Annotated in this window: 14 protein-coding genes; 7 read left to right on the forward strand and 7 right to left on the reverse strand. The window is 52.0% G+C overall.

Features of this window, described 5'->3' with window-relative positions; translation table 11 throughout:
* Window positions 1-15: 15 nt before the first annotated feature.
* Entirely contained in the window at window positions 16-2,805 is a 2,790-nt protein-coding gene (gene polA / locus MT343_RS00640) for a DNA polymerase I (protein WP_222428494.1), read from the forward strand.
* 76 nt (window positions 2,806-2,881) lie between these two features.
* Here polA and MT343_RS00645 read toward each other — a convergent pair whose 3' ends face one another.
* Window positions 2,882-3,943 carry an SMP-30/gluconolactonase/LRE family protein gene (locus tag MT343_RS00645; RefSeq protein ID WP_145467091.1) on the reverse strand — a complete coding sequence of 354 codons (1,062 nt, stop codon included), beginning with the start codon at window positions 3,941-3,943 and terminating at the stop codon, window positions 2,882-2,884.
* Window positions 3,944-4,231: 288 nt separating this feature from the next.
* On the opposite strand from MT343_RS00645, the gene MT343_RS00650 reads away from it, so the two are divergent.
* The 4 genes from MT343_RS00650 (at window position 4,232) to MT343_RS00665 (ending at window position 9,155) form a co-directional block, all read left to right on the forward strand.
* The gene (locus MT343_RS00650) at window positions 4,232-5,158 is read left to right on the forward strand and encodes a DUF2608 domain-containing protein (RefSeq protein ID WP_145467089.1); all 927 of its coding nucleotides are present in this window, start codon (window positions 4,232-4,234) and stop codon (window positions 5,156-5,158) included.
* Window positions 5,159-5,325: 167 nt separating this feature from the next.
* A complete protein-coding gene (locus MT343_RS00655) occupies window positions 5,326-6,642 on the forward strand; it encodes a hypothetical protein (RefSeq protein ID WP_222428492.1) in 1,317 nt (438 codons plus the stop codon).
* A gap of 11 nt (window positions 6,643-6,653) precedes the next feature.
* Complete coding sequence (locus tag MT343_RS00660) at window positions 6,654-7,148, forward strand: hypothetical protein (RefSeq protein WP_145467087.1); 495 nt, start codon at window positions 6,654-6,656, stop codon at window positions 7,146-7,148.
* 12 nt (window positions 7,149-7,160) lie between these two features.
* On the forward strand, window positions 7,161-9,155 hold the full coding sequence (locus MT343_RS00665) for a GMC family oxidoreductase (protein WP_145467085.1): 1,995 nt from the start codon (window positions 7,161-7,163) through the stop codon (window positions 9,153-9,155).
* Window positions 9,156-9,225: 70 nt separating this feature from the next.
* Here the strand turns inward: MT343_RS00665 and MT343_RS00670 are convergent, their stop codons facing one another.
* From MT343_RS00670 to MT343_RS00695, 6 genes are all read right to left on the reverse strand, one after another.
* Window positions 9,226-9,996, reverse strand: a complete 771-nt coding sequence (locus tag MT343_RS00670; RefSeq protein WP_145467083.1) for an SDR family oxidoreductase — start codon at window positions 9,994-9,996, stop codon at window positions 9,226-9,228.
* Between the two features lie 23 nt (window positions 9,997-10,019).
* Entirely contained in the window at window positions 10,020-10,712 is a 693-nt protein-coding gene (locus MT343_RS00675; protein ID WP_145467081.1) for a histidine phosphatase family protein, read from the reverse strand.
* Window positions 10,712-11,809 carry a phosphotransferase family protein gene (locus MT343_RS00680; RefSeq protein WP_145467079.1) on the reverse strand — a complete coding sequence of 366 codons (1,098 nt, stop codon included), beginning with the start codon at window positions 11,807-11,809 and terminating at the stop codon, window positions 10,712-10,714. The genes MT343_RS00675 and MT343_RS00680 overlap by 1 nt, the downstream gene beginning before the upstream one ends.
* A 1-nt stretch (window position 11,810) precedes the next feature.
* Window positions 11,811-12,647 carry an SDR family oxidoreductase gene (locus MT343_RS00685; protein WP_145467077.1) on the reverse strand — a complete coding sequence of 279 codons (837 nt, stop codon included), beginning with the start codon at window positions 12,645-12,647 and terminating at the stop codon, window positions 11,811-11,813.
* Between the two features lie 139 nt (window positions 12,648-12,786).
* On the reverse strand, window positions 12,787-14,010 hold the full coding sequence (locus MT343_RS00690) for an acyl-CoA dehydrogenase family protein (RefSeq protein ID WP_145467075.1): 1,224 nt from the start codon (window positions 14,008-14,010) through the stop codon (window positions 12,787-12,789).
* A 126-nt stretch (window positions 14,011-14,136) separates the two neighbouring features.
* Window positions 14,137-15,834: a GGDEF domain-containing protein gene (locus MT343_RS00695; protein ID WP_145467073.1), complete on the reverse strand. Its 1,698-nt coding sequence runs from the start codon at window positions 15,832-15,834 to the stop codon at window positions 14,137-14,139.
* Window positions 15,835-15,942: 108 nt separating this feature from the next.
* Here MT343_RS00695 and MT343_RS00700 point away from each other — a divergent pair, with 108 nt between their 5' ends.
* Window positions 15,943-17,898, forward strand: coding sequence for a putative bifunctional diguanylate cyclase/phosphodiesterase (locus MT343_RS00700; RefSeq protein ID WP_145467071.1), 1,956 nt, complete (start codon window positions 15,943-15,945; stop codon window positions 17,896-17,898).
* 37 nt (window positions 17,899-17,935) lie between these two features.
* Window positions 17,936-18,463, forward strand: a complete 528-nt coding sequence (locus tag MT343_RS00705; protein ID WP_222428491.1) for a DUF1569 domain-containing protein — start codon at window positions 17,936-17,938, stop codon at window positions 18,461-18,463.
* The last annotated feature ends 77 nt before the right edge of the window (window positions 18,464-18,540 follow it).

Here is an 18,540-nt window from a genome sequence, read left to right on the forward strand (position 1 = left end):
GATTTGACCAATATCATGTCTAAGCCAGTGATTCTCGTCGATGGTTCGTCCTATCTGTTCCGCGCCTTCCATGCGATTCCGCTTTTGACCAACTCCAAAGGTCTGCACACCAATGCCATCAAGGGCGTGATCAGCATGATCAAACGTCTGCAGAAAGATTACACCGGCTCACAGTTGGTGGTGGTGTTTGATGCCAAAGGCAAGACTTTCCGTAACGATATTTATGCCGACTACAAAGCCCATCGTCCGCCGATGCCTGATGAGCTGCGTGAACAGATTGAGCCTATTCATAACATTATCCGCGCGATGGGTTTACCGCTGCTGATTATCGAAGGGGTAGAGGCAGATGACGTGATCGGCACGCTGGCATCCCAGGCCATTGAGCATAATCAGGATGTGGTGATTTCCACCGGCGATAAAGATATGGCGCAGCTGGTCAACAGCCATGTGTCATTGATTAATACCATGACTGATACCTTCCTCGATGTGGATGGCGTTAAAGAAAAATTCGGCGTACCGCCCGAGCATATCATCGACTACCTCGCCTTAATGGGCGACAAAGTTGATAACATTCCCGGCGTGCCTAAAGTCGGTGAAAAAACGGCTGTCGGATTAGTCGCTGGCTTAGGCAGTCTGGAAACGATTTACGATAATCTCGATAAGGTTGCAACGCTGGAATTCCGCGGTGCAAAAACCATGGCCGCCCGTCTGGAAGAACATAAAGAGCAGGCGCTGTTATCGAAAGTACTGGCCACCATTAAATGTGATGTCGATCTGGAATTCAGCCTGCCTGAAATTAAAAGCAGCGAGGCCGATAATGCTCAGCTGCTGGATTTATTCCGCGAGATGGAATTTAAAGCCTGGATTGCCGAACTGAGTAATTCGGCCGATGCTGTTCCGGCGTTTGAATTAACCGCCTCGGCCGGTTCTGTTTCCGGTCAGCAGCAGGCCGCCGAACAGGCCATGGCCGCAGCATTCAGTGGTGACACTCAGTACGATATTATTTTTACCCAGACAGAACTGGATACCTGGCTGGAGAAGCTTAAAAAAGCAGAACTCTTTGCCTTCGATACTGAAACCACCTCGCTTAATTATAAAGAAGCCCGCATTGTCGGTGTTTCCTTTGCGGTGGAGGCCGGCAAGGCCGCCTATGTGCCGCTGGCACACGACGCGGAATGTATTCCGGAAGGCAAAACCCAGCTTAATCGCGAAGAAGTTTTAGCGCAGCTGCAGCCAATTCTGGAAAGCGAGACACATAAAAAAGTCGGCCAGCATATGAAATACGATATGCACGTACTGGCTAACCACGGTATTCAGCTGCGCGGTGTGCAGTTCGATACCATGCTGGAATCCTATATTCTCGATTCGGTTGCTACCCGTCACGATATGGACAGCCTGGCGCTGAAATATCTTGGCCATAAGAATATCAGCTTTGAAGAGATTGCCGGTAAGGGCACCAAGCAGCTGACCTTTAATCAGATTCATACCGATAAGGCCGGGCCTTATGCCGCCGAAGACGCCGATATTACCCTGCGTCTGCACCAGCGCTTATGGCCGGAATTACAGGCCGTACCAAGCCTGCAAAAAGTTTTTGAAGAGATTGAAATGCCGGTTATGCCGGTGCTGTGTGGTATGGAAGAAACCGGTGCATTAATTGATGCCGATTTACTGCACGAACAAAGCCAGCAGATAGAGCAGCGCCTGCAACAGCTGGAGCAGGAAGCCCATAATGCTGCCGGTCAGGTATTTAATTTGAGCTCGCCAAAACAGCTGGGCGAAATCCTGTTTGAGAAACAACAGCTGCCGGTTAAAAAGAAAACACCCAAAGGTGCGCCATCCACCGCCGAAGAAGTGCTGCAGGAACTGGCTGACGACGGTTACGAGCTGCCAAAGCTGCTGATGGAGCATCGCGGTCTGGCGAAATTAAAAAGCACTTATACCGATAAGCTGCCATTAATGATTGCGCCGGAATCCGGCCGAGTGCATACCTCTTACCATCAGGCGGTGGCGGCGACCGGACGTTTATCTTCTACCGACCCTAACCTGCAGAATATTCCGATCCGCTCGGAAGAAGGCCGTAAAATCCGTCAGGCTTTTATTGCGCCAGCCGGTTATAAACTGGTGGCAGCGGATTACAGTCAGATTGAACTGCGCATTATGGCGCATCTTTCTGATGACCCGAGCCTGCTTAAAGCCTTCGCCGATGGCCGCGATATTCACCGCGCAACCGCAGCGGAAGTATTTGGTGAAACAGAAGAAAACGTCAGCGATAACCAGCGCCGTGCCGCCAAAGCCATTAACTTTGGTTTGATTTATGGCATGTCGGCTTTTGGTCTGGCGAAACAGATTGGCGTTGGCCGTGGCGAAGCACAGGATTACGTGAACCTGTATTTCCAGCGTTATCCGGGCGTGCGCGATTATATGGATAACACCCGTGAACACGCGAAAGAACAGGGCTTTGTCGAAACCATTTTCGGTCGCCGTTTATACCTGCCGGAAATCCGCGCGAAAAATGCACCACGTCGCCAGCATGCCGAGCGTACCGCGATTAACGCGCCGATGCAGGGTTCCGCTGCCGATATTATCAAACGCGCAATGATCCGCGTTGCCGGCTGGTTACCTGACAGCGGTTTTGATGCACGTATGCTGATGCAGGTGCACGATGAACTGATTCTGGAGGTGAAGGAAGATCAGGCGGAAGCCTTTGCGGCAGAACTTAAAAAGCAAATGGAACAGGCGGCAGAATTAAAAGTGCCGTTAGTGGTAGAAGCCGGAATAGGTGATAACTGGGAGCAGGCGCACTGATTTTTTGGGTGGGTGACCACCCTGCGGAACTGGCTGGTATATCTGGTGGGTATTTCCCCACCAGATACAGCAATCTTCAGAAAGCCCACTTACCAATCCGGTCCATATGCAATGTACCCAGATACAGCCCGTCATCTTCCGGCTGAACTGAGGTCACTTCTCCAATAGCAACCGCTGCCTGGTCGTGCAGGCTCTGCAATATTTCACCCTGGGCATTAATCTGCAGAATCAGACCATAAGGCTTGGGTACCGGTGCTAATGATTTTGGCAATTTAGCCAGCTGATTTTTTACCCATGGGTTAGCGTGGAATTTATCCACCAGTTGCGGCCGCAGGCCGTACATCGCAACCCAGTAAGTGCCATCGGCGGCGCGGGCAATACCATCCGGCAGGCCGGGCAATTTATCCAGCAGGATTTCTTTCTGCCCGGCTTTTTCTCCGCTCAACCAGACCTTGCTGATCTGATAGGTAAAGGTTTCGTTAATCAGCACATAACTCTGATCGGCCGATACCGCCACGCCATTGGCAAAGGCAAAACCATCGGCCAGTAAGGTCAGCTGGTTATTCTCCGGATTAAGGGCAAATAAGCGTCCGGACGGGCGGCCATCAAGAATGTCGAGCACGATATCTTTCAGTGCATAACGGTTACTGGCATCGGAGAAATAAATGGTACCGTCGGCGCCGATATCCACATCATCGACAACGCCCAGTTTTTCATTGTTATAGCGGTCGGCCAGTACGCTGATTTTGGCTGTCGGGCTCATGCTCAGCAGGCCTTTTTCTGCGTCGGCAATAATCAGGTTTTGCTCGCTGTCAAAATGCAGCCCCAGTGGCCGGCCGCCGGTATTGGTCAGCGTTTCCCAGTTGTTGTACGGGCATTTGCGCAGAATGCTGCCGTCGAGTGTGCCTGTGTATAAGCAGCCGAGTTTATCTTTGGCAATATCTTCGCCGCCGGCTTTGCCGGCCGGAAGTTTGGTTATCTGCGTGCTTTGCAGCATATCGTTAGGCGCGAGTATGCCGGCAAAATCCAGCGGACGGGATGCGTTAACCGCAACAGAGTCTATGGGGGACGGAAGACTGACAACGCCGGCTGCGGCGACGGCCAGAATAATGGCTGGCAGGATGATTAACTTTTTCATAGCCACTTACTTATATTTGTGAGTTGGGTCTGTGCAGTGTACCGCTTCGGCAGCAATCTATCAGGGCTTGCTGTGCCGTTTGCAAAGCCTTTTTGGCGGAAGGCGCAGCTTCGCTGGTCAATTCCGGACAGCTCATGCATTTTTATTAGTTGATAGTTGCTTTCATCATGATGTTTTCCGGTATCGACAGGATTCATCGGATTGCAATTGAAATCCCCGGTTCTTTATTGAAGACTGCTTTATGCCCTTAGCCGGGACAGATGCAGGTTTATCCATGGAGGACGGATTATGAATAAACGGATTTTTACACTGGTACTGTGTCTGGCTTTGTTGCCGGCACAGGCATGGTGTGCAGCCGAAATGCTGAGTGCAGACAAATTCCGCCTGGTTGCTGCGGTTATCAGCGATCTTGGTAAGCCACAGGAAACGCTGCTGGTGATGGATGATGATGACACACTGACGATGATGCCCTGCAGCGACAGCAAAGATACGGATAAGTGTCAGTATCTGGGAGGCCCAGCCTGGAGTAGTTGGCAGCAGACACTGATTGGCACTCCCTCTCCATACCGCGTTGCTTCCAGTGACGATGAGCTGTTTGCCATTGGCTCGGCTCTGTTTGCGGTGAATTTTATGGATTATACCGAAGCCGATTTACCGCTTGTGCTTCAGCAGCTGACCAATACGGGTGTGCGTCTGCTGGTAGAAACTGCGCGTGGTGGTGGCGATATCTCGGCAACAGAAAACCAGCTCACATATCTGCAGGTTAATCCTGCTGACCCGCAACCGTTACTGGCATTGATTGCTGCTAATTCATTAATAATGCCTGAAGGGCAGCCATCACTGGCCAGCCCTTTTATGCCCTGTGCTGACAGTAATGTAAGACCTGTAAGTTATCGGCAGGGCGTTATGTATGTTGCCGGACAAAATAAAGGCGCGATGCTTCAATGCTTACTGAGTAAGGCAAATACGGAACGCCCCATTCGCAATATCCTGTTTATCGATGACACTCTGGAAAATGTTAAAGACGTTTATGTCGCGTTTAAAAACAGTACGCAATACAACGTAAAAGCCATTCACTATATCCATCTGCAAAAGCATAAAGAGGCCCTTACTGCCGGGCCTATGAGTGCGGCCTATCAGAAAAAAGCAAATGAACGCTGGCAGGCGCTGAAAACAGTGCTTGGCAAAACCATGCAGAAACCATCGGTTCAATAAGCATTCGGCCAGCAGGTGAACACCCGCTGGCCGGGAAAAATAATAATAAATACATCTTCTTTCCGGTGCTCTTCACCGGACATCACTGATCTGATTTTTTCTGTGTTGTTGCAGAGTCATCTGCAGGCAGAGAACAGACCACCGACACTTCAGCAAAGGACTTAGCTATGAAGAAATCAACGTTGTTGTTCTATACACTGCCTGCAGCTCTGCTGCTCAGTGCCTGCAACACCGCGGCAACCGAAAATAAACAGGCCGCTGCCGGTCAGGCTGCCGTAACGCCACTTCCGGTGATCAGCCCGGTATTACCAGCAGACGCTCAGTTTCATGAGCCTTTTTCTCTGGAATCCCTGCAGCACGATTTTGATGTGTTTTCGTGGGAATCTTTTATCGCACTTAACTGGCCGGCAGCTGCGGTTGGTGTCGCCGATACCAGTGTCAACATTGGTCAGAAGCCGGGAGCTGCGACTGTCTGGCAAACGTATAAAGAAAGCCGCGATATATTTTTGCCTGGCGGCGCTACCCCACCGCCCTGGGGGAAAGATGTTCCGCCACCACCGGTATGTGGCGATCAGGGTTTTCCGGTACTGAATCAGATTGCCAAGGTGCCGAATAACGTTCTGGATGAAAGTGCAGAACCGTTTCAGACTGGTCCGCTGGTTGATCAGAATGGCCAGTACACACGCTTTGAAATTCTGACTAATGACGTGATGTTTAACTACATTGCAGAAAAAAATCTGTATTCGAAAGCTGGTCAGGAAGCGTTCGCCAGCGGTGCCGATTTCCCCTTTGGTACCGATACAGAAGTTGGCTCTATTATGCTTAAAGCCTCGTGGAAGGTGTTGGGTAACAATGACGACCCCCAAAAATTCCACACAACCAAAGCCTATGTTTACGATAATCCGGACGAACATGCCGGGGTTAAAGCGGCCTGTAAATTACAGACGGTAGGTCTGGTTGGCTTTCATATCGGCACCAAGCTGAAGGGTAATCCGCAGTGGATATGGTCTACGTTTGAGCATGTCGATAACGCTCCGACACAGGGCGAAGCAATCAATAAAAAGCACTACAACTATTACAAACCTGATTGCAAAGATTGTGCGGCGGTAAATACGCCACCGCCACGGCCATGGAACCCTGGTAATGCTTATACTCAGCCAAGTCAGGTGATGCGGGTTATTGCTCTGGATAAACCAACCAAAGAGCTGAATGCCAGTTATCAGGCAGCGCTGGAAAAACTGGTACCCGGTTCTGTGTGGGTTAATTATGAGCTTATCAGCACTCAGTGGCCAACGAATGCTGGCAGCAAAACCGATCCTACCGGTGCACCGGCCCCGGCCTTCCTCGCGAACACAACACTGGAAACCTATATTCAGGGAACTGTACGGCAGACCTCTTCCAGCTGCATTCAGTGTCACAACAATGCCACCATGACCAGTGGCAAATTTTCAGACTTTACCTACCTGCTGCAGCGCGCCCAATAAGGAGAAAGCATATGGATATTATGAGCACATTTGTTGGCTTAAGCTCGGTTCTTACCGGCTTTGCACAAGATATTCTGGCTCCCCGGCTGGATACCACCAATATTAAAACCCTGTACCTGCAAAGCTGGACAGAAAATATTGCTCAGGAAACAGGCGATGCCAATCTGGTCAATACCATTCTTCAGCAATATGCCGAACTTCAGGCCGCTGGAAAAAGCGATGAAGAAATTGGTGAGCAATTAATGAATGGCAATAATTCACCGGCCTTTGTTCTCGCCTGTCAGAAACTGATATTCCTCTGGTACATGGGGGCCTGGCCGGATGTGAATGCCCAGCCAGGGACTGAAACCGGAGGCTTTACAACGTCTTCTCTTTTATCTGCCGAGTCTTACACATCAGGTCTGGTATGGCAGGTTATGCAGGCTCATCCGATGGGGGATTCCAATTACCGTTACGGTTATTGGGCAGAGCAACCACCTGCACTCAGCGACTATACCGGTAATTAAGGAGAAGAAATCATGACTAATACAAGCAAATACGATGTGGTGATTGTCGGCTCCGGAATTTCCGGTGCAATAGTGGCGTATCAGCTCGGTCTGGCCGGTAAAAAAGTACTGATACTGGAAAGCGGCCCGACAGTCCCGGCCGACCGTTCCGGTTATATGAAAACCTTTTATGAAGCTAATGCCAAAACACCGGAATCACCGTACCCGCCGGCAACACAGGGGGCTGTGCCTTCAAGCGCGAGTAATCCGCTTGGTCTGCCCAATCCGGCCGGAGAAAATATCCCGCGTTATACCGTTTTGCAGGTCGGCGCATGGCAGAAAAAAGACCAGTGCTATTTTGATTACCCTACTCAGGTTGAAGGTATCGACGGCACCAGTCTGAATGCTAATTTTGCTTTTGCCAGCTCGTATGAGCGTTTGGGTGGCGGAACAACCTGGCACTGGCTCGGCACCTGTCTGCGCCTTTTCCCGGAAGATTTTAAAATGAAAACCCTGTACGGGCAGGGCGAAGACTGGCCGGGTGGTGATGCCTTTTATCAGTCTCTGGTGCCGTTTTATGAAACGGCCGCAAAAGAGATCGGCGTTTCCGGTGACAAAGCCGCGATGGAAAAACTGTATCGCCAGTTTTATGTGAATCCGGAAGGCATTTATGGCAGTGATTATAATTTTCCTATGCCGGGAATTGATCAGACACTGCAGGATGAACTGTACGCTGGCATAACCGATATGACCTACGAGGGTAATCCGGTTTACGTTACGCCAACACCGCAGGGCCGGAATTCACGTCCGGACGAGCGGCGTCAGTGTGCCGGTAACACTAACTGTATTCCTATCTGTCCGATTCAGGCGAAGTACGATGCTACGGTAACCCTGGCACGGGCCGAACAAACCGGTAATGTCGAAATCCGGTATCAGCATGTGGCCTGTAATATCCGTCTCGATGATAAACAACAGGTCTGTGGCATTGATTATCTAACGTATGACCAGCCAAATGGCATTGCTACTGGTTCAGGTACCGCTGTTGCCGAACGCTATGTTCTGGCAGCTCATGCGATTGAAACGCCCAAACTGCTATTAATGTCGAATAAAAATCTGGGTTTTGAAAACGGCGTGGCCAACAGTAGTGATCAGGTTGGACGCAATCTGATGGATCACGTTATGTACCTCGGCTGGGGATTGGCGAAAGACCCGATTTTTCCCTACCGCGGACCGCTGTCGACATCCGGTATCGAATCCTTGCGTGATGGCGCATTCCGTAAGGATCGTTCAGCGTATCGTATTGAAATTGGCAACGAAGGCTGGCAATGGGCGGCTGATGATCCGGGTACAACGCTGGCTGATTTTGTTTTCGGTCAGAATAATTCCCAGCTGAATGGTAATTCGAAAAATCAGCAGGGTGAGGAGCTGCGTTTTAATCCGCAGTTACCGGCTTTCAGCAAACTGTTTGGTAAGCAACTGGTGAATACCCTTAACGGTGTTTATACCCGGCAGTTACGTCTGGGTTATCTGATCGAGCAGCTTCCCGATCCGGAAAACCGCGTGCAGTTATCAGCAACGCTGAAAGATAATCTGGGCTTGCCGCGTCCGCATGTTACCTATCGTCTGGCTTCTGACTACGAGCGCAAAGCGTTTGTCTCGGCCAAAGAACTGACGACGGAGCTGTTTGCCAAAGTAGGCGCGACCGAATACACCAAAGATCCTGGTGTGCCGGTATTCAGTGGTAAGCCTGAGGAGCTGACAGCGACTAATTTCCAGTATAAAGACGATAAAGGTGTGACCCATAACTTCAGATTTTATGGTGCAGGTCATATCGTTGGTACTTACCGGATGGGGGATAACAAAGCGACATCTGTGCTGAATTCCCGTCAGCAATCCTGGGATCACGATAACCTGTATATGGTGGGCAGTGGTGTCTTTCCGACCATTGCCACAGGTAATCCGACCCTGACCATTGCTGCACTGGCATTTCAGGCGGCCGGACATATTCTGGAGGATCTGAATAGATGACCGGTTAAATGTAAAAAGAAAAAAAGCGGGCTTTAAGCCCGCTTTTTTTCTTTATGCTGAAGACTGCGGTTTACACCAGCAGATAACCACCATCAACGTTAATGGCAGCACCGGTGGTGTAGCTGGAAGCATCAGAGGCCAGATACAGAACGGTGCCTGCCATCTCTTCCGGCATCGCAACACGCTTCATCGGAATATGCATCATCGCCATTTTCAGGATGGCGTCGTTGCTGGTCAGGGTGCTGGCGAATTTGGTATCGGTCAGACCTGGCAGCAGGGCATTTACACGGATGCCCAGTTGCGCACATTCTTTGGCGAAGGTTTTGGTCATGGCAATAACGGATGCTTTGGTAATGGAGTAAATACCCTGCATATCACCCGGAATCACACCGTTAACAGAAGCAACGTTAACGATGGAGCCACCGCCGTTTTTCTTCATTAATTTTGCGCCCATCGACGACATAAAGAAGTAACCACGGATATTCACATCAACGGTTTTCTGGAAAGCGTCCAGACCGGTATCCAGCACGTGGCCGAAGTATGGGTTGGCGGCCGCGTTATTAATCAGAATATTCAGCTTGCCGTGACGCTCTTCAATAGCTTTGAAGCAGGCTTCAATCTGATCCATTTCACCGATATGGCAAGCCAGTGCTTCAGCGCTGCCGCCGGCTTCTTTAATTTCGTCAGCAACACGCTGGCAACCGTCGATTTTACGGCTGGAAACAATAACGTGTGCGCCGCTTGCGGCCAGCAGTTTGGCAATGCTTTCGCCGATACCACGGCTGGCGCCGGTAACCAGAGCAACACGGCCAGACAGGTTAAACAGTTCTTGTGGGTTCATTATGGACTCCCTTTTTATGCTTCTCAGCGATACGTCAGAAAATGTTTTCCGGCCTGAGCCAGATGTTGTTGTTCGTTAAACGATGCCAGGCTGACTTTACCCTTACTGTTATACAGCAATTGGGTAATGCCACCATTCAGCAGCGTCCAGTTCATATCAAAAGCTTTATCGTGGGTTAAACCAAGGCACTGCTGGGCAATGGCGGTAATAGGGCCGCCGGAGGTAAATACCACCACATGCTTGCCCTCAGCCCGGGTCAGTAATTCCTCTAAGGCGGCTGTTACCCGTCCGGTAAATGCCGTCCAGGATTCCAGATAATCGCTGTCGTGATTGCCGCTGGTCCAGCGCTCAACCGCGTTAGCAAATAATTCCTGAAAGGCTTTACGTTTGTTGGGCTGAGCCAGAATCCAGGCGCCCAGCACCGCTTTATTTTTAAATTGCGGGTAAGCACAGGCGATCACATCGTCGGAATCAAATTCATTGAATCCGGCCATCTCGCTGACCGGGCCAAAGGTATGCCAGTGCTTCTGCGCACCCTGCATGGTTTCGCGATGGCGCTGCATTGCGCCATGCACAACCATGCCGGCCTCAATACCGCGCAGCGCCAGCGATTTACCGACTAATTCGCCCTGCAGGTGACCGGTGTCAGAAAGCTGATCGTAATTCAGCTTACCGAAGCCGGCCTGACCGTGACGTACCAGATAAATACCGGCCATTATTTAAAACCAGCCTTACGGGCTTTTTTCATAATGCGGTTACAGCGCCAGTTCAGGTAATGAACAAATAACCAGAAATTTTTAAAGGCCGGGTTATCGGTTTGCTTATGGTGATAGCGGTAATAAATCTGCTGCACGATGACGGCAAGACGGAATAATCCGAACACTTCGTAAAATGGCCAGAGCTTCGCATCCAGTTCCATTTTTTCGCAGTAATAATCGACAATTTCCTGCCGTGTCAGCATGCCGGGTAAATGGCTTGGCTGACGGCGGATCGCACGCATTAAAAAGTCGTCGTCGGCCTGAACCCAATAAGCCAGAGCGCCGCCGAGATCCATTAACGGATCACCAAGGGTGGCCATTTCCCAGTCCAGCACGCCGATAATTTCGCCGGGGTTATCCGGATTAAGCACGACGTTATCCATACGGTAATCGTTATGAATAATGCAGGTTTTTACATCCGCCGGCATATTGGCCTTCAGCCATTGCATGGTTTTGTAAAAGCTGGGGACATTCCAGGTTTTGGATTTAACAAAACGGCTGCTCCAGCCTTCAACCTGGCGCTGCACATAACCTGCGCCTTTGCCCAGATCGTCCAGGCCATTGGCCTGATAATCGACCTGATGCAGGTCGATCAGTTTGTCGAATACCGAAATACAGAGTGCGCGCGCCTGTTCTTTGCTGAGGTTCATACCGCGTGGCAGATTGCCGCGCGGAATAATGCCGCGCATGCGTTCCATCACGTAGAAGTCGCTGCCCAGTACGCTGTCGTCTTCGCAGATGGCGATCATTTTCGGTACGAAGGGGTACACAGGTTTAAGACGATCCATCACGCTGTATTCGCGTTTCATATCGTGCGCCCCGGCGGCTTTGTGGCCAGCCGGTGGGCGACGCAGAATAAGATCATTATTACTGTACTGGTCGGCGTATTTGAGGTGATAGGTCAGGTTCGATGCGCCACCGGAAAACTGCTTAACGGCAGGTAGTTCGTCACCATAGTCATGGCCCTGCGCTTTCAGCCAGTTGTGCACGGCCTGAATATCAAAGGCATCGCTGTCACGCAGTGCCCTGGCTTCATCGATAAACTGTTCACTCATATCAGGCGTCCTTTCCCTCTTTAAAGGCTTTGCGCTGATCTTCGCGCTTCTTCAGGCCCAGCGCCATTTTGTCCATCTCGCGACGGTAGAGGAATGGCAGGTATTGCTTGATGAAATAGGCGCGACGGCCAACCGGATGCGGATTGCAGATCATCTGCTTTTTCACCATTGCCTGGTAAGCCGCGTCGGCAATGTCTTCGGCATCCAGTGCGGAAGCGGCGAACACTTTATCGACAAACTTCAGCATATCCGGGTCAGAGGTTTTCATGCCGTGATTGAGATTGGTGCGGAAGAAGCCCGGACACAGGGCGGTAGTTCCGATGCCGTATGGCTTAAGCTCGAAGTGCATGGTTTCGGAGATAGCGACCACGGCTGCTTTGGTGGCGTTGTAAGAGGCCATCGACGGCGCTTTCATCAGGCCGGCCAGTGAGGCGACGTTAATAAAATAACCGCTGCCCTGTTCTTTCATCATTGGCGTGAAGGTACGGCAGCCAAGGGCGACGCCTTTCAGGTTGATGTCGATAACCCAATCCCACCAGGCCCATTCACCGGCTTCAATACGGTCACCGGTGGCTACCCCGGCGTTGTTAATCACAACGTCGATTCCACCCCAGCGTTTTTTCACTTCCTGTTCGAGCAGGGCCCACTGTTCCGGGACGGTGACGTTCAGTTCGTAGATCCAGCCTTTACCGCCGGCCTGTTCGACCATGTTCAGGGTTTCGGCTGCACCGCCCATATTGATATCTGCAATGCAGATGTCTGCGCCTGTTTTAGCAAACCGCAGAGCCAGTGCCCGGCCCAGTCCGCTGGCGGCGCCGGTGATCAGTACCTTTTTCATCCCGTATCCTCAAATGCAACAGCGGCTGAAGACGCCGCTGGAATGATTCTGATTGTGTTGTGTGCTTAATGGCCTGTTAAGGGGCGTTTGTGACATAAGTCTGGGAGTGCCGGCTGCTTACCGGCACTCCGGCAACGCCTCAGGCTTCTTTCATATATTTTTTGTATTTCATCATTTCGATCTTGGCGATCAGACCGCGGTGCACTTCGTCCGGACCATCGGCCAGACGCAGGGCGCGGGCGGCGGTATACAGGCCAGCCAGCGGCAGATCTTCAGACAGACCGCCACCACCATGCATCTGCATGGCCGCATCGATGATCTGCTGCGCCATATTCGGAGCGATCACTTTGATCTGAGAGATTTCACTCATCGCCCCCATGGCACCGACTTTGTCGATCATCCAGGCGGCTTTCATGACCAGCAGACGGGCCTGCTCGATGTTCATTCGGGCGTTGGCGATGATGTCGCGGTTACCACCCAGGTTCATCAGCGGCTTGTGGAAAGCGGTACGGCTGGCGGCGCGGATACACATCAGTTCCAGCGCTTTTTCCGCCATGCCGATCAGACGCATGCAGTGGTGGATACGGCCAGGTCCAAGGCGGCCCTGAGCAATTTCGAAACCACGGCCGGGGCCGGCGATCATATTGCTCAGTGGTACGCGCACGTTATCGAAGCTGACTTCGCCGTGGCCGTAGGGCTCATCGTAGAAACCGAATACCGGCAGCATACGCTCGATTTTTACGCCCGGCGCATCGAACGGAAACAGCACCATGGAGTGTTGCTGATGGCGCGGTGCATCGGGGTTGGTCAGGCCCATAAAAATACCGACTTTACAGTTTGGGTGGCCAATACCGGTGCTCCACCATTTGCGGCCGTTGAGCACAACTTCGTCACCTTCCACGGTGGCCGTGGCTTCCATATTGGTGGCATCAGAGGAGGCGACCCCAGGCTCTGTCATACAGAATGCGGAGCGGATTTCACCGGCCAGCAGCGGCTTCAGCCATTGTTCCTGCTGTTCCGGGCTGCCGTATTTTTCCAGCACTTCCATATTGCCGGTGTCGGGCGCGTTGCAGTTAAAAATTTCCGGAGCGATAAAAGAACGGCCGGTCAGCTCGGCCACAGCGGCGTATTCCTGAGTGCTCAGACCGGCACCATAGTGTTCGTCCGGCAGGAACATATTCCACAGGCCGGCTGCTTTAGCTTTGGCTTTCAGTTCTTCGATGATGGGCAGTACCACCCACTTGTTATCCAGGCTGTGCAGCTCGCGCAGGTAGTCTTCTTCAACCGGTTCGATTTCATTTTTTATGAAAGCTTTAACGCGTTTAATGTAGTCCTGTGCTTTGGCTGAATGTTCAAAATCCATAGGAATGCTCCGTAGAGTGGATGGTTAATACAGCCAGTCTACGGAGGCTTTTGATATGTATGAACTGAATAATCTGAATTGCTTGGTATTTATGGTGCTTATGTATTAGCCAGGCGGAATGCCCTGTTATGTCGCGCTGCGATGATGGTTACGGCCATTCTGTTTGGCCTGATACAGCGCCTGATCGGCAGCTGAAAGGATGCTTTCCAGGCTGTTGTGATTGCGTGCCAGATAACTGCCGGCGCTGAGGGTAAGGGCGATGGGCTGCTGCTGGTCGTCGAGTACCTCCTGCTGTGCAGCAACAGCCTGGCACAGCCGCTCTCCCAGCTGATCAAGCAGTTGCTGGTCATCGGTGCGGATCAGGATCAGGAATTCATCGCCCCCCCAGCGCGCGGCATTGTCATAAGGGCGCAGCAGATCGGTAATGATACTGGCGGTGGTCATCAGCGCCTGGTCACCACAGGCATGACCGTAACGATCATTAATGCTTTTGAAATGATCGAGATCCAGCCAGATCAGGCCAAAGGGTTCTCCTTCCCGTTGCAGGCGCTGGTATTCAAGGCTGAGTTGCTGGGTCATGCCACGACGGTTAAGCAGGCCGGTAAGGGTATCGGTCTGGGTCAGGCGCTCCAGCGCTTCGGTTCTTTCCCGTACTTTCTGCTCCAGTTCACTGCGCGCCAGCAGAGTACTGGCTGCCATTTCCTGAAAATGACGCAGCAGCCGGCCGACTTCACCGGCGCGGTGGCGTGGCAGCAGCGGCACGGTGTGCTGCCCGGAGCGCAGCTGGCCGATGGCATCTTCGAGCAGGGAAAGTGGCTTGAGGACGTAACGGTTAAGAGCAATATGAAACAGCAGCAGCGCCAGCAGCAGGCTCAGGCCGGCGGCAATAAATATGCTGTTAAAGGTGCTGAGTGGCAGCAGGGTATTGAGATCAAGCAGGGTGATTTCATACCAGTCGATCTCGGGCAGATAGATCACTCCGGCCAGATAACGCTGCTGCTCTATGGTGAGATACATGCTGCCGACCTGCCCGGGGTTGTGCATAACCTGCGGCAGTAATGCCTGCAGCTGCGCGCGTTCCCGCGGATCACTCAGCAGCTGCTGGATGGTTTTCTTGTCGCTTGCCTGTTTGGTGATGCTGGCAAAATCAATCTGGCTGGGGTCACGGGATACCTGTATCGCGCCTTCATGGTCAAAAAACAGATTACTGATACCGGGCTCGGTCTGGCTCACAACCTGCTCGATAAAGGTGGTGAGATCGAGACCAGTGCCGACCACGCCCAGCACGTGTTCGCCATCGCGCAGCAATACATCGATCCACAGCTTGGTGACGCCCAGCGGAATATCCGGATTCACATTCAGATGAATATCGCGGTTTTGCCCGATGATGCTGTAAAACCAGCGGTCGTTGGGATTATCGGCGCGCAGGGTGTAGCGGTATTCGGCCCCGGCAAACTCGTTGGCGGCGTTGTTATGGTAATAATCGCCGGATTCGCGCAGAGCGACAAAATAGCTCTGGTCAGCAAAGTTATGACGGAAGGTCTCCATCTCTGCCAGAGCCTGGGCTTTTAACTGTGCGTCGTCAGGCTGGCGGGCCCAGGCACGTAATATCTGGGAATCGGCCAACTGCCGGGCAAGGGTAACTTCGCGGATGATTGGCTGCAGGGTGCGGGTTTTCTCCAGTTTTACCTGGGTTTCAAAGTGACGCAGCGCCCATTCCTGCATAATCCCCAAAGCAATCTGCTGGGTGAGCAGCCACAGGCCTGCACCGCTCAGCGCGATCAGAACGGTGGTCAGCAGCAAAAACCGGGGGCGAAGATTCATGTTATATCCTGATTCATTAATGCATAAAGGATAGGCGTTTACGGCCACATCGTGCGGTTAAGGATATAACTGGTTACAAATTTCCGGCAGACGGAAACAGCGTAACCCATGCCAGCGGCTAAAGTGATAGACAGACAACATTATGGGGATGCCGCTATTTCTCCGGATCAGAACAAGGTCCCGCTGCTGGGCCATGATGCCAGTGTTCTGCGCTCAAAGCGTTTGTTGCAGATCACCAGTCTGACGCTGATGGGGCTGCTGCTGGCGGCATTTGTGGCTACAGGGCATACGCAGCTGACAGTACTGGCTGGCTGTGCCGTGTTGGTGTTGGCCGGTTGGTTTGCTCATCAGCAGCAGCCTGGTATTGCCGCCAATATTCTTCTTTGGGCGCTGACGGCTATGCTGTCGGTGCTGGCCTGGCACTCCGGAGGCGTGCGCGATATGGCGGTGCTGGGTTATCCCGGCGTACTGATCTTTGCCGCCATTCTGGGCAATGTGCGGCTGTTTTCGGGGTTGTTGTTTTTTATTGTCAGCTATTGCTCGCTGATGGCCGGGCTGACGATTACTGGTTACTTTCATCCTTTTCTGCCGGAAGTCGAATTCAAACATCTGATTTTTACCGATGTGATCCTGCTTATTACCGGTTTCAGCGCTTACCTGTTATTACGTGATCAGCGCCGTCTGATGGATGGACTCAGGGAGGAAAATCAGCGGGTACGGAACAGCCAGAAGACCATTGCCCGGCTGGCCAGCCAGGATCAGCTGACCGGTTTATCTAACCGCCGCTTTGCTGAAGAATCTTATACCCGGTTATATCAGCAATGTTTGCGTGACGAGCATCCACTGGCGGTGCTTTTTCTGGATCTGGATAGTTTTAAACCGGTGAATGATTCACTTGGGCATGCCGCCGGCGATTTACTGCTGCAGCAGCTCGCCGGACGTTTGCAGGCACTCAGTCGTCCTGATGATGTGCTGTGCCGTTTTGGCGGTGATGAATTTCTGCTGATGGCGGCACTGGATGGCGATGACGATCAGCTGACCCGGCTGGCGCAAAGTATGACTGCAGCAGCAACAACCCCCTTTTTTATTATGCAGACCCAGATCGAAATCTCCGGATCGGTTGGGGTTGCTCTGGCTCCGGAGCACGGCACGGAATTCAATACCCTGTGTAAGTATGCGGATCTGGCGATGTATCAGGCCAAGCATGAAGGGCGCAATGTTTTCCGCATATACAATGATGATATGGGCCGCGCTAATATCGATAAATTCAATCTGATGACGCAAATCCGTCAGGCATTAAAAGACAAACAATTCCGCCTGTTTTATCAGCCCAAAATTGATATCAGCAATGGCCGGGTCTGTGGTGTTGAGGCGTTGATCCGTTGGCCGCAGGCGGATGGTTCTTACATTACACCGGATGAATTTATTCCGCTGGCCGAGAGCAGTGGTGTTATTGCGGATATCGGCCACTGGGTATTACAGGAAGCCTGCGCGGCCTGTACGCGCTGGCGCCGGGAGGGACATTACGGGGTGGGGGTTGCGGTTAATTTATCTTATGTGCAATTCCGTGATGGCTCACTGGAGCGCAATGTACAGCAAGTATTGCAGCAGTCCGGCTTGCCATCGTCGGCGCTGGAGCTGGAGTTAACCGAATCGATGTTAATCGGTGAAGGCGATGATATCAGCCGTCAGCTAAGTACGATTCATAGTATGGGAGTGTCTTTTGCCATCGATGATTTTGGCACCGGTTACTCCAACCTGGGTTACCTGCGCCGCTTTAATGCCTCGCGGCTGAAAATTGATAAATCCTTTATTACAGCTCTGAGTGTCTCACAACGGGATGAGCCTCTGGTGCGTGCCATTATCCAGATGGCCGCCAGTCTGGGGTTACAGTCGGTTGCCGAAGGGGTGGAAGACGAAGCAACGCTGAACCTGTTAAAACAACTGGGGTGTGATGAAGCTCAGGGTTATCTCTGGTCGCAGGCACTGCCCGAGCATGAACTAATAGAATGGCTGAACGCTCATAACAGCCATCAGGAGTTACCGCATTCATCGGAATTGTGACAGACTCAAAGCCTTTCAATAATCAGCGGGAGTCTGTGTGAAACGACGTACTTTGCTTAAAACAGCAGTTGCTGTTCCTCTGGTTCTGGCAGGTGGTGCCGCAGGCGTTAGTGCTGTTGCCCGGAGTAAGGAATATGATCTGTCAGGGTTACTGCAGGAATTGCAGGCACTTAATGGTCAGCGTTTACGCAGTGGTACGGCCTGGTCGGTGAGTGAGGTTTTTCAGCACTGCGCGCAAAGTATCCGCGGTTCAATGGATGGCTATCCTCAGCATTATTCTTCCCTGTTTAAACACACCGCCGGCAGTGCGGCGCTGGCGGTATTCCGTGCTGCGGGTTCCATGCGTCACAATCTGACCGAAGGTCTGCCGGGTATGGTGGCAGCCGATCCGGCGCTGGAACAGGAGGTGGCATTGCAGATGTTGCTGGTGGCTCTGCAGGATTTTATGGCTTACAGCGCAGAGCTGGCGCCCCATTTTGCGTATGGTGAACTGGATAAAACAGCCTATGCGGCTGCGCATGAACTGCATATCCGCAATCACCTGCAGCAGATATTTCCCGCCTGATTTTCTGCACCAGAATGTACGGGGCTTAATAATATGCCCCGTTCTGATGCACGATATTTTCTTTTTTGCGCTTAAAC

It is taken from the genome of Venatorbacter sp. C2-1 (assembly GCF_022832715.1).
Lineage (GTDB): Bacteria > Pseudomonadota > Gammaproteobacteria > Pseudomonadales > Oceanobacteraceae > Venatoribacter > Venatoribacter alkanivorans.

Excerpts from the sequence above, each read along its gene's own strand:
- polA (WP_222428494.1), top strand. The coding sequence starts at position 16 with ATGTCTAAGCCAGTGATTCTCGTCGATGGTTCGTCCTATCTGTTCCGC.
- MT343_RS00645 (WP_145467091.1), bottom strand. The coding sequence starts at position 3,943 with ATGAAAAAGTTAATCATCCTGCCAGCCATTATTCTGGCCGTCGCCGCA.
- MT343_RS00650 (WP_145467089.1), top strand. The coding sequence starts at position 4,232 with ATGAATAAACGGATTTTTACACTGGTACTGTGTCTGGCTTTGTTGCCG.
- MT343_RS00655 (WP_222428492.1), top strand. The coding sequence starts at position 5,326 with ATGAAGAAATCAACGTTGTTGTTCTATACACTGCCTGCAGCTCTGCTG.
- MT343_RS00660 (WP_145467087.1), top strand. The coding sequence starts at position 6,654 with ATGGATATTATGAGCACATTTGTTGGCTTAAGCTCGGTTCTTACCGGC.
- MT343_RS00665 (WP_145467085.1), top strand. The coding sequence starts at position 7,161 with ATGACTAATACAAGCAAATACGATGTGGTGATTGTCGGCTCCGGAATT.
- MT343_RS00670 (WP_145467083.1), bottom strand. The coding sequence starts at position 9,996 with ATGAACCCACAAGAACTGTTTAACCTGTCTGGCCGTGTTGCTCTGGTT.
- MT343_RS00675 (WP_145467081.1), bottom strand. The coding sequence starts at position 10,712 with ATGGCCGGTATTTATCTGGTACGTCACGGTCAGGCCGGCTTCGGTAAG.
- MT343_RS00680 (WP_145467079.1), bottom strand. The coding sequence starts at position 11,809 with ATGAGTGAACAGTTTATCGATGAAGCCAGGGCACTGCGTGACAGCGAT.
- MT343_RS00685 (WP_145467077.1), bottom strand. The coding sequence starts at position 12,647 with ATGAAAAAGGTACTGATCACCGGCGCCGCCAGCGGACTGGGCCGGGCA.
- MT343_RS00690 (WP_145467075.1), bottom strand. The coding sequence starts at position 14,010 with ATGGATTTTGAACATTCAGCCAAAGCACAGGACTACATTAAACGCGTT.
- MT343_RS00695 (WP_145467073.1), bottom strand. The coding sequence starts at position 15,834 with ATGAATCTTCGCCCCCGGTTTTTGCTGCTGACCACCGTTCTGATCGCG.
- MT343_RS00700 (WP_145467071.1), top strand. The coding sequence starts at position 15,943 with ATGCCAGCGGCTAAAGTGATAGACAGACAACATTATGGGGATGCCGCT.